The following is a 19,079-nucleotide window of genomic DNA, read 5'->3' on the forward strand; positions in this document are numbered from 1 at the left end:
GGCGGTCACTCCAGGCCGATGAGCTTGCTGTCCTGCCGCTGTTCCTCTTCCGACAGTTCGCGCTGCCATTCCCGCCAGATCGAGACCAGCAGCGCCATCAGCACCGGGCCGACGAACAGCCCGACGATGCCCATGGTCTTGACCCCGCCGATCAACCCGAAAAAGGTCGGCAGGAAGGGCAGCTTGACCGGACCGCCGACCAGGACCGGGCGGATGGTCTTGTCCACCACGAACAGCTCGCAGGTGCCCCAGATGAACAGCGCCGCTCCGGCAAAGGGCGTGCCGCTGGCCACCAGATAGGCCGAGACCAGGGTGAAGGACAGCGGCGCGCCGCCGGGGATCAGCGCCATGAAGCCGGTGATGACGCCGAATGTCACCGGCGAGGGCACGCCGGCCAGCCAATAGGCGATGCCCAGGATCACCCCCTCGCCGATGGCGATCAGCGTCATGCCGGTCACGGTCGAGCTGATGGTGGCGGGCACCACGCGCGACAGCCGGCTCCAGCGGTCGGGCAGGATGCGGCGGCCGACCTGGTCGATCTGCGCCACGATCCTGTCGCCGTCGCGGTAAAGCACGAACAGCGTGATCAGCATGAACAGCAGCGTCAGGGCCAGGTGGAAGGCCAGCGTGCCCGCCGTCACCGCGCCGCGGTAGATCGCGCCGATGTTCGAGCCGCTGACCAGCTGCACGATCTCGCTGATGCCGCCGGGGCGGCCGACATAGGTCTGCCAGTTCTCGTCCAGCCAGTCGCCGACCTGCGGCAGCTCGACCATCCAGCCCGGCGTCGGCGCGCCCGAGCTGTTGACCACGATCGCCCAGTTGATCCAGTCGCGCAGCTCGCGGAAGGCATAGATCAGCGCCATGGCGATGGGGATCAGCAGGAAGCAGACCAGCACCAGCACCAGCAGCGTGGCCGCGCCGGTGCGGCCCAGGTTCAGCTGGTGGGCCGCGCGCTCGCGCAGGGGCCAGCTGGCCAGCGCGATCACCATGGCCGCCAGCACCGGCACCAGGAAGCCGTGGAAGAAGTAGATCGAGGCCGCCACGATGGCCAGCAGCAGCCAGCGCGCGGCCGAGATATTGGTCAGCAGGGGCGGCCGGTGCAGGCGCAGACCGACCTGTTTCGGGCTTTGCTGCAGGGCAGCGGCGGGGTTCGGCTCGGTCGTGGTCGTGGGTTTCGGCATTTCGCCTGTCGTCATGGTTCCCGGTCCTGACTGCGGGCGGCTCGCGCGCCCGCCCTGTCGCAACGAGATAACATCTGGCCCCCGGCTGCAAGACGGAATGCCGCCTTGGGCCCGGCCGCTCCCGGATTTCCCGGCTCACGATCCTGTGGGCGGCGCGTGACAGCCGCGGCCATCCGCGCTAACCTTGGCGCCACCAAGGGGAGCCCCGGCAAGGGGCTGAGAAACCGCTGGCCCGGTGCGACCTGCAACGGGTGGCGCGGTGACCCTTTGAACCTGACCCGGATCATGCCGGCGGAGGAATGGGAATGACGCACCTGCCTTTTGCCGGCCTCACCGCGAGGCCGCCGCACCGACGGTCTCGCCCCCAAGCCATGAGGGCATGATGACCGAAAGTTTCTTTGAGACCCTGCGCCGGGAATGCGCGACGGAATGGTCCGCCGCCGTCGGCCACCGCTTCGTGCGCGAAGTTTGCGACGGCAGCATCGCGGATGCGGCGATGGCGCGCTACCTGGTGCAGGACCACCGTTTCCTCGACGCCTTCCTGACGCTTCTGGGCGCCGCCATCGCCTCGGCCGACCGTTTCGAATCGCGGCTGCGCTTCGGCCGCTTCGCCGGCATGGTCTCGGGCGAGGAGAACGACTATTTCCTGCGCGCCTTCGCCGCGCTCGGCGTAGGCGAGGCGGACCGCGCCGCCATTCCCGACAGCGCCCCTACCACGGGTTTCCAGGCACTGATGCGCGAGGCGGCCGAGACGCGCGCCTATCCCGCCGTTCTGGCGGTGCTGAACGTGGCCGAGGGGCTCTATCTCGACTGGGCCATGCGCGCGACCCAGCCGCTGCCGGCGAATTTCGTCCATGCCGAATGGATCACGCTGCACGACAATCCCTTCTTCCGCGATTTCGTCGGCTTCCTGCGCGACGAATTCGACCGGGCGGGCCCCGAGGCCGCAGAGCAGGCGCGGGACTTCTTCCGCCGCGCCGTCACGCTGGAACTGGCGTTTTTCGACTATGTTTTCGATGCTTAGCGATCAATCCTCGATGATTTCTATCTCGGGCGGGCTGCCGGGCGGCCCGCTTTCGCGATAGTCCAGCACGATGCGCGCCAGCCCGGCCGGGGCCAGGCGCTGGGATGTGTGGCGCATCTCAGCGAGGCTCCACCAGCGGAATTCGCGGATGGTGGCGGCTTCGGGCGCGTCCTGGATCGCCGGGGTGAAGCCGGGGGTCTCGACCAGGAAATAGTCCTCGGACTGCCGCCAGCGCTGCCGGTGCAGCGTCATGGTCACGCGGCGCCGCCAGACCAGCGGGCCCAGGGCGGGCAGGGCGAAGCCCAGCTCCTCGGCCAATTCGCGGCGCAGGGTCTGTTCCGGCGTCTCGCCCGGCTCGGTGCCGCCGCCGGGGGTGATCCACCAGTCGCCGCCGCCGTAATCGACCCGCATCAGCAGCACCCGGTCCTCGGGCGTCAGCAGAATGGCTCGCACGGCCTGCCTGTCGATGATCCGCATGTTCCTTGCCCTGAAAACGCCCGGCCTGCCGGGCTAGCGCATGCCCGGCCAAGGGCGGCGTGGCCTGCGGCCTCCGCGATCGGGAAAGCTCGCCCGACGCGATATGCCGGCTCCCGCCGCGCGCCTCTGCGCCCGCGAAAGGGAAAAGCCCCGCCGGGGCGGGGCTTTCCATGGCATCGCGCTCAGTTGCGCTCCTTGTCCACCATCTTGCCCTTGGAGATCCAGGGCATCATGCCGCGCAGCTTCTCGCCGACCTTCTCGATCTGGTGTTCGTCGTTGATGCGGCGGGTCGCCTTGAAGAAGGGCTGGCCCACGGCGTTCTCCTGCATGAAGTCGCGCACGAACTTGCCGGTCTGGATGTCGGTCAGCACCGCCTTCATCCGCGCCTTGGTCTCTTCATAGGGCAGCACGCGCGGGCCCGAGACGTATTCGCCATATTCCGCAGTGTTCGAGATCGAATAGTTCATGTTGGCGATGCCGCCCTCGTAGATCAGGTCCACGATCAGCTTCACTTCGTGCAGGCATTCGAAATAGGCCATTTCCGGCTCGTAGCCGGCCTCGACCAGGGTTTCGAAGCCCATGCGGATCAGCTCGACCAGGCCGCCGCACAGCACCGCCTGCTCGCCGAACAGGTCGGTTTCGCATTCCTGGCGGAAGTTCGTCTCGATGATGCCCGAGCGGCCGCCGCCGATGGCCGAGCAATAGCTCAGGCCGATGTCCATGGCCTTGCCGGTGGCGTCCTGATGCACCGCGACCAGGCAGGGCACGCCGCCGCCCTTGACATATTCGCCGCGCACGGTGTGGCCGGGGCCCTTGGGCGCCATCATGATCACGTCCACGCCGGGCTTGGGCTCGATCAGGCCGAAATGCACGTTCAGCCCGTGGGCAAAGGCGATGGCCGCGCCTTCGCGCAGGTTGTCATGCACGTATTTGCGATAGGTCTCGGCCTGCAGCTCGTCGGGCATGGTGAACATGATCAGGTCGGCCCAGGCGGCGGCCTCGGCGATGCCCATGACCTTCAGCCCTTCGGCTTCGGCCTTCTTGGCCGAGGCGGAACCCTCGCGCAGGGCGACGACCAGGTTCTTGGCGCCGGAATCGCGCAGGTTCAGCGCATGGGCATGGCCTTGGCTGCCATAGCCCAGCATGGCGATCTTCTTGTCCTTGATCAGGTTCACATCGCAGTCGCGATCGTAATAGACACGCATCGGGATCTCCCTCGTTTCGATGCGAGGGTTCTAGCAGCGTTCCGACGGCAGTTCTGTGCAATCTTCGCGGATGTGCTGGAAGTTTGGCGATAATCATGCCAAGAATGCCATAGAGGTGAAAAATTCATGCCCGACGCGACCGACCGCCGCATCCTGCGCCAGCTTCTGGCCGATCCCGACATCGCGAACGCCGAGCTGGCCGAGCGGGCAGGGGTTACGCCGGCCAGCCTGTGGCGCCGGCTGGAACGGCTGCGCCAGGCGGGGGTGATCCGCGCCACCGAAGCCCGCATCGACTGGCGCAGGCTCGGCTACGAGGTGCAGGTCAGCCTGCGCTTTACCCTGGACAAGACCCACCCCCGCGCCTTCGACGAATTCATTGCCGCCGCGCGGCGCGTGCCCGAAGTGACCGAGATCCAGACCTTCCTGGGCTCGGTCGATCTGCGGCTGTCGGTGATCGCCCGCGACATGGCGCATTGGCAGCAGCTCTATCGCGAAAGCATCCTGACCCTGCCGCATGTGGCCGACAGCGATGCGCTGATGCTGGTCTCGACCATCAAGGACGTGCAGGAGCTGCCGCTGTGAGTTTTCACCCCGATGCAACGGATCTGGCGATCCTGCGGCTTCTGGCCGAGGATGCGACGCGCGGCGCGGCCGAGATCGGCCGGGCCCTGGGCCTGACCCAGCCCGCGGCCTGGCGGCGCATCCGCCGGCTGACCGAGGCGGGGGTGGTCGCCGGGCGCCGGGTGGTGGTGGACAAGCCCGCCCTGGGCTTCGGCGTCACCGTGTTCCTGGGCATCCGGCTGGCCGCCAAGGGCCGCGTCAGCCTGGAGGATTTCGAGCGCGCAGTGACGGCGATCCCCGAGGTGCAGGTGGTGCAGCATGTGCTGGGGCAGTTCGACTATCGCCTGCGCATCCATGCCCGCGACATCGCCGATTTCGAGCGCATCCTGCGCCGCCGCATCATGACCCTGCCCGGCGTGGGCCAGGTCGAGGCCAATGTCATGCTTTCAGAAGAACGCCGGCTGGGGCCGCTTTAGCCCGGCGGCTGTCGGGCCCGCGCATCTGGAAACGCAGGCCTGCCGCGGGGATGCAACCAGGCGCGCGGCCGCGCGCCCGCTATGCAGCGGTACAGGTTACCCAAGCGGTCCGGCTTGCAGGGAAGGCGGAATGCCAAGGGCGGAATGCCAAGGGCGGAATGCCAAGGGCGGAATGCCAAGGGCGGAATGCCAAGGGCGGAATGCCAAGGGCGGAATGCCAAGGGCGGAATGCCAAGGGCGGAATGCCAAGGGCGGAATGCCAAGGGCGGAATGCCAAGGGCGGAATGCCAAGGGCGGAATGCCAAGGGCGGAATGCCAAGGGCGGAATGCCAAGGGCGGAATGCCAAGGGCGGAATGCCAAGGGCGGAATGCCAAGGGCGGAATGCCAAGGGCGCCTGGTCCTGCCGGACCATGGCGCCCTCGTTGCTTGGTGGCGGCGAACCCCTCGGCCGGTGAAGGCCGGCGAGGTCAGGGGCCGAGGACCCGGCAGCTTTGCTGCCGCGCGGCGATCCGGCCGCAGGCGAGTTCCGCGGTTTCCCGGTTCATCCCGACGAAATTCGCCTCGAAGCCCCGCTTGGTATTGGCGACGCGGCTCAGCGCGCTGCCAAGCGCACCGCTTTCCTGAAGCGCGGTTTTCAGCAGCATCTGCTCGGCCTCGTATTGCGAACGGAACAGGCCCAGCGAGACGCCCCAGCCCTTGCCGCCCGAATCCGATCCGCGGGCGACGGTCTCGGTCGGCGCGGGCGCGGCATCCTCTTCGGGGTCGAGCGAGGCGAGGATGATCGTCTCGGACCGCTGCGCCGGGGCCGGCGAGGCCAGCAGCGCCATGCTTTCCGGCTGCGGTTGGGTCGCCTGCACGAACAGCGAGGGCGAGCCCGCCGCCGGCGCGGAAAGCCCGGCCGAACGGTCGTCGCGCGGCGCCGGGGCAGGGCGGACGGCATTCACCGGCACGGCCGCGGGTTCCGAGGCATCGCCTTCTTCCGGCCGCGCCTCGGGCCGGGCGGCGCGGGCCAGCAGTTCGGGATCGGTCGCGACATTGGCGAACTGGCCGGTGCCGGGCTTGCGCGCCGGCCGGGCGCTGGCGGCCAGGGAACTGCCGCTGCGGGCAGGGGCCGGTGCCGCGGCCGCCTGGGCGCGCGAGACCGCAGCCGAGATCGCCGCCGGCGTCACCACCGCCACGGTCGAGGCACGCGCCACCGGACGGTCCGAGCTGGCAAGCCGCACGGTCGCCGCCTGCTGCGGTTCGGTGCGGGCGACCTGCACGGTGCGGCGCACCTTCTTCTCGGCCACCAGCTGCGGCGGCGCGGGCTTCACCTCTCGCACACGGGTGGGGGCCTTTCCGAAGCCGGCGTCCAGCAGCTGGGCCATGACCTGGTTGCGATGCGCCGTCGAGGTGCCGCCCAGCACCGTGGCGATGATCCGCTTGGAGCCGCGCTTGGCCGAGGCGGTCAGGTTGAAGCCGGCCGCCCGCGTATAGCCGGTCTTGATGCCGTCCGCGCCCTCGTAGCTGTCGAGGAAGCGCTTGTTGGTGCTGGCGACGGTGGCGATCCCCGCATCGGCCGAGCGGCGCGAGAAGATCGAGTAATATTGCGGGAAATCGTAGAACAGTCGCCGCCCGAGGACCGTCATGTCGCGGGCGGTGGAGTAATGCCCCTCGGCTGTCAGGCCGTTGGCGTTGCGGAAATGCGTGTTGCGCATGCCCAGGGCACGGGCCATCTGGGTCATCTGCGCGGCGAATTTCGCCTCGGACCCCGCCAGCCCCTCGCCGATCACCGTGGCCGCGTCATTGGCGGATTTCACCGCCGCCGCGCGGATCAGGTAGCGCAGCTCGATCCGCTGGCCCGGCTTCAGCCCCAGCCGCGAGGGCGGCTGCGCGGCCGCATGGCTGGACACCAGGAACTTGCTGTCCAGCCGCACCTGCCCGCGCTCGACGGCGCTGAAGGCCATGTAGAGCGTCATCATCTTGGTCAGCGAGGCCGGATGAAGCCGCGTATCCGCGTTCTGCGCATAGATTTCCTGCCCGGTGCGCGCATCCATGACGAAGGCCGCGAAGGGGGCGGCGGCCACCGCCATGGGCAATGCCCAGGCGAATAGGATCATCAGTCCCAAGCGGACTTTTCTGGTGATTCTGCTCACTGTCCCGGTCTCTTCTGCCTCTGAGGGTCCGTTCATTATGCGGGCCCTTCATTAATGAAATGACAATAACACGCATTCCCGTGTTCGGAAACCGCAAGTTTGCGCCCATGCCGCGCAATCTGCCGCAGGTTGCCGGGGCTTTCGCGTCCCGGCGGCGGGGGCGGGGCTTATCAAGCGCGGGGAAAGGCTCTATATTCGGTCCCAGAACCGTCCATATCCTGATACGAGCGTCGTGACCAAACCGCAGATGACCAACCGACCTGGGGACCGCGAAGAGGTCGAACTGGGGGTCAAGACCAGACCCCGCACGCAGCGGCCTCCGATGTACAAGGTATTGCTGCTGAACGACGATTTCACGCCGATGGAATTCGTCGTGCATGTGCTTGAGCGGCTGTTCAACATGAACCACGCCCAGGCGATCGAGATCATGCTGACGGTTCATCGCAAGGGGGTGGCCGTCGTCGGCGTCTTCTCGCACGAGATCGCCGAAACCAAGGTGGCGCAGGTCATGGAACTGGCCCGCCGCCAGCAGCATCCGCTGCAATGCACCATGGAAAAAGAGTAGAAATTGGCTGGATCACGGCTGGAACTTGTCTTTGGCGGCACGCCGCCCGAAGGGCGCATGCTGCTGATCGGCGCGGGCGCCGCGACCGATCTTTCGTCCTTCGATCCCGCCCGCGTGCAGATCGTGCAGGGCTTTTATCCCGACCACCGGGCGCTGAAATCGCGTGGCTACGACGTCGAGACGGCGGCCTCGGGCGATTTCGACGGTGCCGTGGTCTTTTTGCCGCGGGCGCGGGCCGAGGCGCGGGCGCGCATCGCCGAGGCCGCGGCGCGGCTGGCGCCGGGCGCCCCGCTGTGGATCGACGGGCAAAAGACCGACGGCGTCGATGCGATGATGAAGGAGATGCGCGCCCTGGCCCCGGTGGACGAGGTCCAGTCGCGCGCCCATGGCAAGATCTTCCGGGTGACGCTGCCCCAGCCGGGCTGGCTGCCCGAGGGCTGGGCGGCGCAGGATCACCCGGCCGCGCCCGGCATGGTGACGCGGCCGGGCGTGTTCTCGGCCGATGGGCCGGACCCCGCCTCGCAGGCGCTGGCGGCGGCACTGCCCGAGAAACTACCGACCCGCATCGTCGACCTGGGCGCGGGCTGGGGCTGGCTTTCGGCGCAGATCCTGACCCATCCCGGCGTCGAGCTGCTGCACCTGGTCGAGGCCGATGCCGCGGCGCTGGATTGCGCGCGGCGCAACATTGCCGATCCGCGCGCGCGCTTTCACTGGGCGGATGCGCTGGATTTCCGCCTGCCCGAGCCGGTGAACGGCGTGATCATGAACCCGCCCTTCCACGAGGGGCGGGCGGCCGACCCGAGGCTCGGCGCCGGCTTCATCCGCGCGGCGGCGGGGCTGCTGACCGGGGCGGGGCGGCTGTGGATGGTGGCCAACCGCCACCTTCCCTATGAGCAGGCGCTGCGCGAATGCTTTGCCGAAGTCACCGAGCTGGGCGGAGACGCGCGGTTCAAGATCCTGACCGCCTCGGGCGCACGGCGCGGCGGAGCCGGGCGGCCCCAGTCGAAAGGCCCGCAGTCGAAAGCCCCCCTGTCGAGAGCGAGGAAAAGATGAGCCTGTCCATCCAGGGCAAGACCGCCATCGTGACCGGCGCCGCCCGCGGCATCGGCCTGGCCATCGCCCGCCATTTCGAAGAGGCGGGCGCCAATGTCATGTTCGCCGACAGCGACGAGGCGGCGCTGATGACCGAACTGGGCGACCAGGCCGCGGCCGAGGGGCCGGTGCGCGCCTTTGCCGGCGACCTGGGGCAGAAGCTGACGCTGGCGAACCTGGTCTCGGCCACCATCGACGCCTTCGACCGGGTGGACATCCTGGTCAATGCGCATCGCATGGTGCAGGGCTGCGACCCGCTGACGGTAAACGACGACCTGCTGGGCGACATGCTGCGCCAGAACATGAGTTCCGGCCTGCGCCTGTCGCAGATGGTCGCCAAGCGGATGATGGCCCAGGCCGAGGAGGCGGGCGAGGAGGCGATCCAGCACGGCGCCATCGTCAACGTCACGTCGCTGGCCGCCGATTGGCCGCAGCCGCAGATGCTGGCCTATTCCATCGCCAGCGCGGCGCAGGCGCAGGCGACGCGCTCGCTCGCCTCGGCCCTGGCGCCCAAGCGGATCAGGGTGAACGGCGTGGCCTTCGCCAGCATCATGTCGAACAACCTGCAGCTGAAGCTGCGCGAGGATCCGGGCCTGCGCGACCGCATGATCGCGGCGACGCCCCTGGGCCGGATCGCCGGGGCGGACGAACTGGCGGCGACGGTGCAGTTCCTGGCCAGCGAGGCGTCGAGCTTTGTCACCGGGCAGATCCTGCGCGTCGATGGCGGCCGCAGCCTGGGCGACCCGCTGGCGCCCGGCGTCTACTGAGCGTTATCCGTCCTTTTCGGGATAGGCGGCCTTGCAGGCGTCGACTGCGGCGCGGGCGGCGGGCATCAGCGCCTGCTTGCGCGCCAGCAGGTTGTCGCGCTTGCGCGTCTCGGCCGCCGGGTCGATCGGCACCCGGTAGCGTTCGGTATCGGCGACGTCGCGCAGGCAGGGGCGATAACCCAGCCGGCGGTTGCCGTCCTTGTCCACCCAGACATAGCGGCAATCTTCCCATTGGGTGCGCATCACCGTGCGCTCTTCCCAGGCATAGCCGCGCGCCAAGTTGGCCTCGACTTCGGCCAGCAGGTTCGAGACGGTGCGATATTCACGGGTGTTGCGGCTGATGCATTGCTCTTGCGGGGTTCCGCAGGATGCGACAACCAGAACAGGCATCAGGGCAAGCAGGATGTTGCGGGTCATGGCCGGGATCTCTAGTTGTTTCGTCCGAAGCATAAGCCCGTCCCCCAGGTGGGGCAATTCACGAATGCGGAGGCAAGCCCATGGAAATGCACGATGAGCGACAGAAGGCCGCGGCTTGGTTCCGCGAGCTGCGCGACCGCATCGTGGCCGCCTTCGAGGCGCTGGAGGATCGCGGCCCCGGCAGCGCCGCGCCCGGCCGTTTCGAGCTCCGCGAGACCCGGCGCGGCGCGGATGGCGGCGGCGGGCTGATGTCGGTCATGCGCGGCGGCCGGGTCTTCGAAAAGGTCGGCGTGAACTGGTCGGCGGTGCATGGCGAACTGTCTTCTGCCGCCCGCCAGGCCATGGCGGCCCGCGGCGTGCCGGGGATCGAGGCGGACCCGCGCTTCTGGGCCTCGGGGATCAGCCTGGTCGCGCATATGCAGAACCCGCATGCGCCGGCGGTGCACATGAACACGCGCATGTTCTGGACGCCGGGCGCCTGGTGGTTCGGCGGCGGCGCCGACCTGAACCCCTGCCTGGAATATGCCGAGGATACCGCGCATTTCCACGCCACCCTGCGCGCTGCCTGCGCCCCGCATGGCGCCGATTACTACGACCGCTTCAAGGCCTGGGCGGACGAGTATTTCTTTGTCCCGCATCGCGGAAGGGCGCGGGGCGTCGGCGGCATCTTCTATGACGACCTGAACAGCGGCGACTGGCACGCCGATTTCGCCTTTACCAGGGCGGTGGGCGAGGCTTTCCTGCCCGCCTTCCTGCCCCTGGCCGAAAAGCGCATGGCCCGGCCCTGGGACGAGGCGGACAAGGACGCGCAACTGATCCATCGCGGCCTTTATGCGGAATACAACCTGGTCTATGACCGCGGCACCAAGTTCGGCCTCGCCACCGGCCACGACCCCGAGGCGGTGCTGATGAGCCTGCCGCCCATGGCGAAATGGGCCTGATGCCGGACTGGCCGGACCTTTACCTGATGCGGCACGGCCAGACGGTCTGGAACGCCGAGGGGCGGATGCAGGGCCGGCTGGATTCCCCGCTTACCCCGCTGGGCGAGGCGCAGGCGCGGCGGCTGGCCTGGCTGGTGCGCGATCTGCGCGGCATGGCGCGGCTTGCCAGCACCGCGGGGCGGGCGCAGCAGACCGCGCGCATTGCCTTTGGCGGGCAGGGCTTTGCCCTGGACGAGCGCCTGCATGAAATCGACATCGGCGATTTCAGCGGCCGGCTTTCGTCGGAACTGCACGCGGCGCACCCGGAAGCCTTCGCCCGAGGGCCGCTGGATTGGTATGACATGGTGCCGGGGGGCGAGCATTTCGCCGGGCTCGAGGCGCGGGTGCGCGCATTCCTGGACGACCTGGACGGCCCGGCGCTGATCGTGACGCATGGCATCACCCTGCGCATGCTGCGGCTGGTGGCCATGGACCTGCCGCTGGAGCGGCTGGCCGAAATGCCGGTCAGCCAGGGCGGGCTGCACCTGGTCAGCCGCGGCCGGCACCGGATGTTTCTCTGACGCTCAGGATTTCGCCGGCAAGGGACGGGCAGGGTTGCCGACCACGGTCGCGCCGGCTGCCACGTCGCGGGTCACGACCGCGCCGGCGCCGACGATGGCGCCGTCGCCGATGCTGACGCCCGGCAGCACGACCGCGCCGCCGCCGACCCAGACGTCATCGCCGATGGTGATGGGCTTGCCCCATTCGACGCCCTTGGCACGGCTGTCGCGCTCACGCGGGCGGTCCTCGGTCAGCAATTGCACGGCGGTGCCGAACTGGCAGCGCGCGCCGATGCGGATTTCGCAGATGTCCATGAAGAAGCAGCCGTAATTCACGAAGCAATCCGGCCCGAAATGGATGTGCTTGCCGTAATCGACATGAAAGGGCGTGCGGATCACCGCGCCGTTCCAGGTGCCCAGCAATTGCGTCAGGGTGCGGGCGCGGGTCTTGTCGCCGATGATGGTGGCGTTGTAGTCGCGCATCAATCCCTGCGCGGCCTTGCGCATCGCCACCAACTCGCCATCGCCGGGATTGTAGGGCCGGCCGGCCAGCATGTCCTCGCGCGCCGTCAAATGAAGCCAAGCTCCAGGCGGGCCTCTTCGGACATCATGTCCATGCCCCATTGCGGCAGGAAGGTCATCTCGACATCGACCTGCTTGACGCCGGGCAGCGGCTCGACCGCATCGGCGACCCAGCCGGGCATCTCGCCCGCGACGGGGCAGCCGGGCGCGGTCAGGGTCATGACGATGCGCACCGCATTCTCGTTGTCGATGGCGATGGTATAGATCAGCCCCAGGTCGAAGATATTGACCGGGATTTCCGGGTCGTAGACCGTCTTGCAGGCCTCGACCACGCTTTCGTAAAGGGGATGGTCGGTCGTCGAAGGCGCGATCAGCGGGTCGCCTTCCTTGAGATTCTCGGTGCTCATGCGGCGTGTCCTGTAAAATCTTGGCAATGATATAGGACTTGTGCCTTCCGGGGTCCAGAGCCGCTTAGAAGCGGAAGTTCAGCCGCCGCGCCACGCCGATGCTGATCGAGGGCTGGCTGCGGGTCTGCACCAGGGGCGAATCGCCGGCATCGCCCAGCAGCCGGCCATAGGTCAGCCGCCCCATCAGCGCCGTGTCGGGCATGAATTCGTAACGCGCCTCGACGCTGACGCGGGCGATATAGGCGCCGCCGTCGGGGCTGTGGGCGGCGCGGCCCGGCCGCGATTCGTTCCCGTCGACGCCGAAATAGGTGCCGACGAAATCCTGGTCGCCCAGGCCCAGCTCGGCCCCGGTCCAAAGCGTCAGCCTGTCGTTGACCTCATAGCGGTATTTCGCGCCCAGTTCGCCCGTCACGCCGTGATGGCCGCCGAAGCCCTTGCGGATGGCGCCATAGCTGGTCATCTCGCCCATGCGCCAGGACAGCTTCACCCCGAATTCGCCGGCGCGGCCGATGTCGCGCATGCCGCGCAGATCCTCGTGATCGTCGGCATCGCGCTTGCCCACATAGTTCAGCGAGGGCAGGATCGAGATCCCGTCCTTCTTGCCGCGGTCGGCATCGCCGTTGCGCAGGATGATCCAGGGCGAGGCGTCCAGGTTGTCCGACCCCATGAACTCGGGGCTGTATTTCACCCCCAGCCCGGCATCGACCGAAAGCCCGCGCCCAAGCCCCAGCGACTGCGCCGCGGCGGGCGAGGTCAGGGCGGTGGCGGCAAGAAGCGCAAGCGCGGCAATCCGGGTCATGGCGAATCCTTATCAAATCGGTCGGCACCCTGCGTCGAAACCCGGCATCAGGGCAAGCGGAGTCTAGCGAATTTTAGACAATAATTCGCGGGTGTTGCGCTCAGGCCCGCTGAGCTTCCTCCAGCCGCTCCAGCGCCTCCATCCACAACCCCTCGGCGCGCTGCATCGCCTCGCTGGCCTCGGCATGCTTGCGGCCCCAGGCCTCGGCCTTTTGCGCGTCGTCATAGGTCGCGGGATCGGCCATGATCGCATCCAGCTTTTCCAGCATGGCGGTCAGCTTTTCGACCCGCTCCTCGGCCCGGCGGGCCTCGGCGCGCAGCTCCAGGACCTTCTCGCGCGCGGGGCGTTTGGGCGCCGGTTTCGCCTCGGGCTTCGGCTCGGACTTCTCCTCGCCGGCCAGCAGCATGCGGCGATAGTCGTCCAGGTCGCCCTGCCAGGGGCTGACCCCGCCCTGGTCCACCAGCCACAGCCGGTCGGCCACCAGGTTCAGCAGGTGCATGTCGTGGCTGACCAGCACCACGGCGCCGGTATAGTCGTTCAGCGCCTCGGTCAGCGCCTCGCGCGATTCGATGTCCAGGTGGTTGGTCGGCTCGTCCAGGATCAGCAGATGCGGCGCGTCGATGGTCGCGAGCAGCAGCGACAGCCGCGCCTTCTGCCCGCCGGACAGCTGGCCGACGCGGGTCTCGGCCTGGGCCTCCATCAGCCCGAAGCCGGCCAGCCGGGCGCGCAGCCGGGCCGGCGGCTCGTCCGGGCGCAGCCGGCGGACATGGTCCAGCGGCGTGTCCATCAGTTCCAGCTCGTCGACCTGGTGCTGGGCGAAATAGCCGATGCGCAGCTTGCCCGAACGCGCGATCCGCCCCTCCATCGCCTCCAGCCGCCCGGCCAGAAGCTTGGACAGCGTGGACTTGCCCTGGCCGTTGCGACCCAAAAGCGCGATGCGGTCGTCCTGGTCTATGCGCAGGTTCAACCGCCGCAGCACCGCGCGCCCGTCATAGCCGACCGAAACCCCGTCCAGCGAGACGATGGGCGGCGACAGCTGGTCGGGCTGCGGAAAGCCGAAGCGGTGGAACTTCGCCTCTTCCGGGGCGGTGATCGGCTCCATCCTTTCCAGCATCTTGATGCGGGCCTGGGCCTGGCGCGCCTTGGTGGCCTTGGCGCGGAAACGGTCGACGAAGCTTTGCAGATGGGCGCGGCGGGCGTCCTGCTTCCTGGCCTCGGCGGCCTGCAGGGCGCGCTTCTCGGCCCGGGTCCGCGCGAAGGTGTCGTAGCCGCCGGAGTAAAGCAGCAGCTTGCGATCCTCGAGGTGCAGGATATGGCCGACGGCGCGGTTCAGCAGGTCGCGGTCATGGCTGATGACGATGACGGTATGGGGATATTTCGCCAGGTAGCTTTCCAGCCACAGCGCGCCTTCCAGGTCCAGGTAGTTGGTCGGCTCGTCCAGCAGCAGCAGGTCGGGCTGGGAAAACAGCACGCCGGCCAGCGCCACGCGCATGCGCCAGCCGCCGGAATAGTCGCTGGTCGGCCGCGCCTGGTCCTCGGTCGAAAAGCCCAGGCCGCGCAGGATGGTCGCGGCCCGCGCCTCGGCGGACCAGGCATCGATGTCGGCCAGCCGGGTCTGGATCTCGGCGATGCGGGCGGGATCGGCGGCGCTTGCGGATTCGGCGATCAGGGCGGCGCGCTCGGCGTCCGCCTCCAGCACCGTCTCCAGCACGCTCGTCGCGGTGCCGGGCGCTTCCTGCGCGACGCCGCCGATGCGGGCGCGGGGCGGCAGGGTGATGGCGCCGCCGTCCAGGCCCAGCTCGCCCCGGATCAGCCGGAACAGCGTGGTCTTGCCGGCGCCGTTCGGACCGACCAGGCCGACCTTGTGGCCGTCCGGGATGGTGGCCGAGGCGTGCTCGAACAGTGGCCGTCCGGCGATGGAATAGGATATGTCGTCGATGCGCAGCATGCGCCCCCGCATGGCGCAAGCCGCGCGCGCCGTCAATGCCGTCATCAAAGCCCCGTGCCAAGGCGCGGGCCGGGGCCGCGCCGGCTTTTCAAGCGCCGCCGCCCATGCTAACGGGGCGCGGATTTCCGCGCCACCTGCGGCCGGAACAAGGAAAAGGACGATCCCATGGCCATCGAACGCACGCTTTCGATCATCAAACCCGACGCCACCAAGCGCAACCTGACCGGCAAGATCAACGCCAAGTTCGAGGAAGCCGGCCTGCGCATCGTCGCGCAAAAGCGCATCCAGCTGACGCTGGCGCAAGCCGGCCAGTTCTATGCCGAACACAAGGAGCGCCCGTTCTACGGCGAGCTGACCGAATTCATGACCTCCGAGCCGGTGGTGGTGCAGGTGCTGGAAGGCGAGGGCGCCATCCTGAAGAACCGCGAAGTCATGGGCGCGACCAACCCGGCCAATGCCGACGAGGGCACCATCCGCAAGGAATTCGCCCTCTCGGTCGGCGAAAACTCGGTCCACGGCTCGGACAGCCCCGAAGCCGCGGCGCGCGAGATCGCCTTCTTCTTCTCGGGCCTCGAACTGGTCGGCTGAGCCCGGCTTCTTCGTTCCCCAAATACCCATCGGAAAAGGCCGCCCACCGAGGCGGCCTTTTTCCTGCCGCGCCGTCACCGTTTCCCGAATACCCAAGGCAGGGCCGCCCGTCGAGGCGGCCCTTGCCCTATTGCCGCCTGGCGCTCAGCTCGAACCCCACGGCCACGGCAAAGCCCACGGTGCCTTCGTCGGCATAGCTCGCACCGATGCCGAAATCGCGGCGGTCGAGCTGCATCCGGCCCTGCGCCTGCGCCACGTCGCCCTCGATGACCAGCTCAAAGGGCAGGGCGGCCTCGACCGCCTGGCCGGCGACGGTCAGCCGGCCCTGCGCGACATGCGGCTGCCCCTCGGCCGCGGGCGGCAGGATCTCGGCCTCGAAGACGGCGGTCGGATGGGCGGCGGCATCCAGGAAATCCGGTCCCTTGGCGGCGTCGCTGACCGCGCCCAGCGTCAGCGAGGCGATGTCGACCTCGACCCGCACCTGCCCGGTCCGGCTGTCCGGGTCATAGGAAATATCGGCCTGCCATTGGCCGAACTGGCCCGCGACGGGATTGCCGGCCTGGACGGCCTCGATCTCCAGCTTGCCCTGGTCCACCGCCCAGCCCGCACCCGAGGCGGTCGCAGGCACGGATGCCGCCGGCTGCTGCACCGCGGGCGCGTCGGCCGGAATCGAGGTCGACACCAAGGCCGGCACCAGGGCGATGCCGACCCAAAGCCCCAGCCCCGCCACGGCCGCCAGCAGATGCGGCAGGATGCCCGAGGCCGGGGCGGTCGGTTCGGGCGCGAGCGCGGGATCGCTGGCCATGCGATGCATGGTGCCGTCGCGGTCGATGACCGCATGTTTCAGCGCGCCCAGGACATGCAGCAGGATCAGCCCGGCCAGCAGCCACCAGCCCAATTCGTGAAAGACCCCGAAACGCTCGGACAGGGCCACGTCCTCGGGCACGAAGGGCAGGCGCTGCCCGAAGGGCCAGAGGATGCGGGCAAAGCCGCCCGGCGCCGCCGAATGCAGGAGCCAACCCGACAGCGGCATGACCACCATACCGATCCACAGCGCCCAATGCACCGCCTCGGCGCCAAGGGTCTCCAGCCACCGCTCGGGGTGCAGGGGGCCGGGCTTCGGCTGCCCCAGCGTCCAGAGCAACCGCGCCGCCACCAGGACCAGCGCCGCCATGCCCAGGGTCTTGTGCAGGGAATAGGCGGCGAAGATCGCCTGCATCTGCGCGTCGCCGCCCTCGGGCAGGTTGTCCGCGTAAAGCCCGACGGCGATCGCGGCCAGGATCAGGACGGCGACCGTCCAGTGGAAGAAGCGGGCGACCCAGCCATAGGCACGGTCGGTATTGCTGGCCTTCATCGGATTTCTCCCATCGCTTCGCGCCAATGGCGCCGGCAGAGCGAGACATAGGTTTCATTGCCGCCGATCTGGACCTGGGCGCCCTGGTGCAGCACCCGGCCCCCTTCGTCCTGGCGCACGACCATGGTGGCCTTGCGCCCGCAATGGCAGATGGTGCGCACCTCGCGCAGGTCGTCGGCCAAGGCCAGCAGCGCCGCCGAGCCGGGAAACAGCCGGCCGCGGAAATCGACCCGCAGCCCATAGCACATCACCGGCTGGCCAAGATCGTCGGCGACGCGGGCCAGTTGCCAGACCTGGTCCTCGGTCAGGAACTGCGCCTCGTCGACGAAGATGCAGGCGGCATCGCGGCCCTCGGCCTCGATCAGGGCGAAAAGATCGGCCTCGGGGGTGAAACCCAGCGCGGGCTCGGCGATGCCGATGCGGCTGGCGATGCGGCCGCTGCCGGCGCGGTCGTCCAGCGCCGCGGTCAGCAGCAGCGTCGCCATGCCGCGCTCGCGATAGTTGTAGGACGCTTGCAGCAAGAGCGTGCTCTTGCCGGCGTTCATCGTGGAATAATGAAAGTAAAGCTTGGCCATGCCGGCAGATAGCCGCGACGGCCCGATGGTCGCAAGCCGCCGCGACGGGGCGGCGGCTCACGTTTGCGCGTATATCGGCGGGATCAGCTGCGCTGCGTCGATTTCGGCGCGCGCGAGGGGCGCCGGGCAGGGCGCTTGCGCGCCGCGCCTTGGGCCGGGCGGGCGGCCGGGCCGCCGCGCTCGCGGATCTTGGCCGCCTCGAAGGGTTCCTCGCCGCCGACCACGGCGATCTTGGCCTTCATCGCCTTTTCGATGGCGCGCAGCTCGCCGATCTCGGTGGGCGAGCAGAAGGCGATGGCGCGGCCGTCGCGCCCGGCGCGGGCGGTGCGGCCGATGCGGTGGACATAGTTTTCCGGCACGTTCGGCAGGTCGTAGTTATAGACATGCGCCACCTGCGGAATGTCGAGCCCGCGCGCCGCCACGTCGGTCGCGACCAGCACCTTGGTCTCGCCGGCGCGGAAGCTCGCCAATGCCCGCTCGCGCTGGCCCTGGCTCTTGTTGCCGTGGATCGCGGCAACCTTGAAGCCCCATTTCTCCAGAAGCTTCGACAGCTTTTCCGAACCGTGCTTGGTGCGGCCGAAGACGATGGCCAGCTCGTCCACATGTTTCGACAGGTATTCCGCCAGCAGGGTCGCCTTGTCGCCCTGGTTGACGAAATGCACGCCCTGGTCGATCTTTTCCGCCGCCTGTCCGGGCGGGTTCACCGCCACGCGCAGGGGATCGTTCAGGTAGCTGTCGGCCAGCTCCTCCATCAGCTTCGGCATGGTGGCCGAGAACAGCAGCGTCTGGCGTTCGCGCGGCAGCATCTTGGCGATGCGGCGCAGCGCGTGGATGAAGCCGATGTCCAGCATCTGGTCGGCCTCGTCCAGCACCAGATACTTGGTCTGCGACAGGTCCACGGCGCCGCGCTCGATCAGGTCGATCAGCCGGCCCGGCGTCGCGATCAGCACGTCGACACCGCGTTCCAGCCGCTGGGTCTGCACGTTGATCGAGGCGCCGCCGACGACGCGGAACTGCCGGATCGGCGTGCCGATGGCATAGTTGTCGATATTCTCGGCGATCTGGGTCGCCAGCTCGCGGGTCGGCGCCAGGATCAGCGCGCGGCAGGTCCGGGGCTCGGGCTTGCGGCCGATGTTCAGCAGCCGGGTCAGCATCGGCAGGCCGAAGGCCGCCGTCTTGCCGGTGCCGGTCTGCGCCAGGCCCAGAAGGTCGCGGCCGGCGACGATGCCGGGGATGGATTTCTCCTGGATGGGCGAGGGGGTCTCGATCCCCAGGCCCGGCAGGTTGATCGCCACGCGCGGGTCGATCCCCATGCGGGTGAAGGCGGTGTCCATCTCGGGGATGGCGCGGCGGATGAACTTCTCTTCCGGCTCGGCGCGGTGACGGCGGTGGTTGGTGTTGGGCTTGTCGCTGCGGAAGCGCGGCTTGCCGCCTTGCTGGGCGCGGGGGTTGCCCGAACGGTTCGGGCGGGTGGTTTCGTTCGTCATGTCGTCTTTCGGCCAGGT

The 19,079-nt window shown here is 68.6% G+C and carries 21 protein-coding genes and 1 riboswitch; of the genes, 9 read left to right on the forward strand and 12 right to left on the reverse strand.

Annotated features, from left to right (window positions below; all coding sequences use genetic code 11):
• Window positions 1-5 precede the first annotated feature (5 nt).
• On the reverse strand, window positions 6-1,196 hold the full coding sequence (locus tag IT40_RS19105; protein ID WP_036758477.1) for an AI-2E family transporter: 1,191 nt from the start codon (window positions 1,194-1,196) through the stop codon (window positions 6-8).
• A 171-nt stretch (window positions 1,197-1,367) separates the two neighbouring features.
• Window positions 1,368-1,498: riboswitch (TPP riboswitch) on the forward strand.
• 65 nt (window positions 1,499-1,563) lie between these two features.
• Here IT40_RS19105 and IT40_RS19110 point away from each other — a divergent pair.
• Window positions 1,564-2,205, forward strand: coding sequence for a TenA family protein (locus tag IT40_RS19110; RefSeq protein ID WP_036758539.1), 642 nt, complete (start codon window positions 1,564-1,566; stop codon window positions 2,203-2,205).
• Window positions 2,206-2,208: 3 nt separating this feature from the next.
• On the opposite strand, the gene IT40_RS19115 is transcribed toward IT40_RS19110, so the two are convergent.
• Together IT40_RS19115 and ilvC are read right to left on the reverse strand one after the other, a co-directional pair.
• Window positions 2,209-2,682, reverse strand: a complete 474-nt coding sequence (locus IT40_RS19115) for an NUDIX hydrolase (RefSeq protein ID WP_036758480.1) — start codon at window positions 2,680-2,682, stop codon at window positions 2,209-2,211.
• A 182-nt stretch (window positions 2,683-2,864) separates the two neighbouring features.
• Window positions 2,865-3,887: a ketol-acid reductoisomerase gene (ilvC, locus tag IT40_RS19120; RefSeq protein ID WP_036758482.1), complete on the reverse strand. Its 1,023-nt coding sequence runs from the start codon at window positions 3,885-3,887 to the stop codon at window positions 2,865-2,867.
• 126 nt (window positions 3,888-4,013) lie between these two features.
• Here ilvC and IT40_RS19125 point away from each other — a divergent pair, with 126 nt between their 5' ends.
• Window positions 4,014-4,469: an Lrp/AsnC family transcriptional regulator gene (locus tag IT40_RS19125; RefSeq protein WP_036758485.1), complete on the forward strand. Its 456-nt coding sequence runs from the start codon at window positions 4,014-4,016 to the stop codon at window positions 4,467-4,469.
• Window positions 4,466-4,924 carry an Lrp/AsnC family transcriptional regulator gene (locus IT40_RS19130; protein WP_036758489.1) on the forward strand — a complete coding sequence of 153 codons (459 nt, stop codon included), beginning with the start codon at window positions 4,466-4,468 and terminating at the stop codon, window positions 4,922-4,924. Before IT40_RS19125 ends, IT40_RS19130 begins: the two co-directional genes overlap by 4 nt.
• A 468-nt stretch (window positions 4,925-5,392) precedes the next feature.
• Here the strand turns inward: IT40_RS19130 and IT40_RS19135 are convergent, their stop codons facing one another.
• Window positions 5,393-6,997, reverse strand: coding sequence for a D-alanyl-D-alanine carboxypeptidase family protein (locus IT40_RS19135; protein WP_036758492.1), 1,605 nt, complete (start codon window positions 6,995-6,997; stop codon window positions 5,393-5,395).
• 310 nt (window positions 6,998-7,307) lie between these two features.
• Here IT40_RS19135 and clpS point away from each other — a divergent pair, with 310 nt between their 5' ends.
• The 3 genes from clpS to IT40_RS19150 are packed head-to-tail and all read left to right on the forward strand — an operon-like array spanning window position 7,308 to window position 9,484.
• Entirely contained in the window at window positions 7,308-7,625 is a 318-nt protein-coding gene (clpS, locus tag IT40_RS19140; protein ID WP_024845416.1) for an ATP-dependent Clp protease adapter ClpS, read from the forward strand.
• A 3-nt stretch (window positions 7,626-7,628) separates the two neighbouring features.
• Entirely contained in the window at window positions 7,629-8,678 is a 1,050-nt protein-coding gene (locus IT40_RS19145; RefSeq protein ID WP_052096146.1) for a class I SAM-dependent methyltransferase, read from the forward strand.
• Entirely contained in the window at window positions 8,675-9,484 is an 810-nt protein-coding gene (locus IT40_RS19150; protein ID WP_036758495.1) for an SDR family NAD(P)-dependent oxidoreductase, read from the forward strand. The genes IT40_RS19145 and IT40_RS19150 overlap by 4 nt, the downstream gene beginning before the upstream one ends.
• 3 nt (window positions 9,485-9,487) lie before the next feature.
• On the opposite strand, the gene IT40_RS19155 is transcribed toward IT40_RS19150, so the two are convergent.
• Window positions 9,488-9,901 (reverse strand): hypothetical protein, encoded by a 414-nt coding sequence (locus IT40_RS19155; protein ID WP_036758498.1) that lies wholly within the window; start codon window positions 9,899-9,901, stop codon window positions 9,488-9,490.
• Window positions 9,902-9,981: 80 nt separating this feature from the next.
• Here IT40_RS19155 and hemF point away from each other — a divergent pair, with 80 nt between their 5' ends.
• Both hemF and IT40_RS19165 read left to right on the forward strand, forming a co-directional pair.
• On the forward strand, window positions 9,982-10,842 hold the full coding sequence (gene hemF / locus IT40_RS19160) for an oxygen-dependent coproporphyrinogen oxidase (protein ID WP_036758501.1): 861 nt from the start codon (window positions 9,982-9,984) through the stop codon (window positions 10,840-10,842).
• On the forward strand, window positions 10,842-11,402 hold the full coding sequence (locus IT40_RS19165) for a histidine phosphatase family protein (protein ID WP_243700258.1): 561 nt from the start codon (window positions 10,842-10,844) through the stop codon (window positions 11,400-11,402). Before hemF ends, IT40_RS19165 begins: the two co-directional genes overlap by 1 nt.
• A gap of 3 nt (window positions 11,403-11,405) precedes the next feature.
• Here IT40_RS19165 and IT40_RS19170 read toward each other — a convergent pair whose 3' ends face one another.
• From IT40_RS19170 to IT40_RS19185, 4 genes are all read right to left on the reverse strand, one after another.
• Window positions 11,406-11,954 carry a sugar O-acetyltransferase gene (locus IT40_RS19170; protein WP_208021383.1) on the reverse strand — a complete coding sequence of 183 codons (549 nt, stop codon included), beginning with the start codon at window positions 11,952-11,954 and terminating at the stop codon, window positions 11,406-11,408.
• A complete protein-coding gene (locus tag IT40_RS19175; RefSeq protein WP_036758506.1) occupies window positions 11,951-12,310 on the reverse strand; it encodes a DUF59 domain-containing protein in 360 nt (119 codons plus the stop codon). The genes IT40_RS19170 and IT40_RS19175 overlap by 4 nt, the downstream gene beginning before the upstream one ends.
• 64 nt (window positions 12,311-12,374) lie before the next feature.
• A complete protein-coding gene (locus tag IT40_RS19180) occupies window positions 12,375-13,109 on the reverse strand; it encodes a MipA/OmpV family protein (protein WP_036758511.1) in 735 nt (244 codons plus the stop codon).
• A gap of 100 nt (window positions 13,110-13,209) precedes the next feature.
• On the reverse strand, window positions 13,210-15,057 hold the full coding sequence (locus IT40_RS19185; protein WP_036758546.1) for an ABC-F family ATP-binding cassette domain-containing protein: 1,848 nt from the start codon (window positions 15,055-15,057) through the stop codon (window positions 13,210-13,212).
• 165 nt (window positions 15,058-15,222) lie between these two features.
• Between IT40_RS19185 and ndk the strand changes: the two genes are divergently transcribed.
• Entirely contained in the window at window positions 15,223-15,645 is a 423-nt protein-coding gene (gene ndk / locus IT40_RS19190; protein ID WP_011748041.1) for a nucleoside-diphosphate kinase, read from the forward strand.
• Between the two features lie 127 nt (window positions 15,646-15,772).
• Here ndk and IT40_RS19195 read toward each other — a convergent pair whose 3' ends face one another.
• From IT40_RS19195 to IT40_RS19205, 3 genes are all read right to left on the reverse strand, one after another.
• Window positions 15,773-16,999, reverse strand: coding sequence for a cytochrome b/b6 domain-containing protein (locus IT40_RS19195; protein WP_036758513.1), 1,227 nt, complete (start codon window positions 16,997-16,999; stop codon window positions 15,773-15,775).
• The gene (locus tag IT40_RS19200; protein WP_036758515.1) at window positions 16,996-17,574 is read right to left on the reverse strand and encodes a thymidine kinase; all 579 of its coding nucleotides are present in this window, start codon (window positions 17,572-17,574) and stop codon (window positions 16,996-16,998) included. The genes IT40_RS19195 and IT40_RS19200 overlap by 4 nt, the downstream gene beginning before the upstream one ends.
• Window positions 17,575-17,657: 83 nt before the next feature.
• Window positions 17,658-19,061 carry a DEAD/DEAH box helicase gene (locus IT40_RS19205; protein ID WP_243700257.1) on the reverse strand — a complete coding sequence of 468 codons (1,404 nt, stop codon included), beginning with the start codon at window positions 19,059-19,061 and terminating at the stop codon, window positions 17,658-17,660.
• Between the last annotated feature and the right edge of the window lie 18 nt (window positions 19,062-19,079).

It is taken from the genome of Paracoccus versutus (assembly GCF_000763885.1).
GTDB lineage: Bacteria > Pseudomonadota > Alphaproteobacteria > Rhodobacterales > Rhodobacteraceae > Paracoccus > Paracoccus versutus.

Coding starts and splice junctions, on each gene's coding strand:
- IT40_RS19105 (WP_036758477.1), bottom strand. CDS start 1,196: ATGACGACAGGCGAAATGCCGAAACCCACGACCACGACCGAGCCGAAC.
- IT40_RS19110 (WP_036758539.1), top strand. CDS start 1,564: ATGACCGAAAGTTTCTTTGAGACCCTGCGCCGGGAATGCGCGACGGAA.
- IT40_RS19115 (WP_036758480.1), bottom strand. CDS start 2,682: ATGCGGATCATCGACAGGCAGGCCGTGCGAGCCATTCTGCTGACGCCC.
- ilvC (WP_036758482.1), bottom strand. CDS start 3,887: ATGCGTGTCTATTACGATCGCGACTGCGATGTGAACCTGATCAAGGAC.
- IT40_RS19125 (WP_036758485.1), top strand. CDS start 4,014: ATGCCCGACGCGACCGACCGCCGCATCCTGCGCCAGCTTCTGGCCGAT.
- IT40_RS19135 (WP_036758492.1), bottom strand. CDS start 6,997: ATGGCGGTGGCCGCCGCCCCCTTCGCGGCCTTCGTCATGGATGCGCGC.
- clpS (WP_024845416.1), top strand. CDS start 7,308: ATGACCAACCGACCTGGGGACCGCGAAGAGGTCGAACTGGGGGTCAAG.
- IT40_RS19150 (WP_036758495.1), top strand. CDS start 8,675: ATGAGCCTGTCCATCCAGGGCAAGACCGCCATCGTGACCGGCGCCGCC.
- IT40_RS19155 (WP_036758498.1), bottom strand. CDS start 9,901: ATGACCCGCAACATCCTGCTTGCCCTGATGCCTGTTCTGGTTGTCGCA.
- hemF (WP_036758501.1), top strand. CDS start 9,982: ATGGAAATGCACGATGAGCGACAGAAGGCCGCGGCTTGGTTCCGCGAG.
- IT40_RS19165 (WP_243700258.1), top strand. CDS start 10,842: ATGCCGGACTGGCCGGACCTTTACCTGATGCGGCACGGCCAGACGGTC.
- IT40_RS19175 (WP_036758506.1), bottom strand. CDS start 12,310: ATGAGCACCGAGAATCTCAAGGAAGGCGACCCGCTGATCGCGCCTTCG.
- IT40_RS19180 (WP_036758511.1), bottom strand. CDS start 13,109: ATGACCCGGATTGCCGCGCTTGCGCTTCTTGCCGCCACCGCCCTGACC.
- IT40_RS19185 (WP_036758546.1), bottom strand. CDS start 15,057: ATGCTGCGCATCGACGACATATCCTATTCCATCGCCGGACGGCCACTG.
- ndk (WP_011748041.1), top strand. CDS start 15,223: ATGGCCATCGAACGCACGCTTTCGATCATCAAACCCGACGCCACCAAG.
- IT40_RS19195 (WP_036758513.1), bottom strand. CDS start 16,999: ATGAAGGCCAGCAATACCGACCGTGCCTATGGCTGGGTCGCCCGCTTC.
- IT40_RS19200 (WP_036758515.1), bottom strand. CDS start 17,574: ATGGCCAAGCTTTACTTTCATTATTCCACGATGAACGCCGGCAAGAGC.
- IT40_RS19205 (WP_243700257.1), bottom strand. CDS start 19,061: ATGACGAACGAAACCACCCGCCCGAACCGTTCGGGCAACCCCCGCGCC.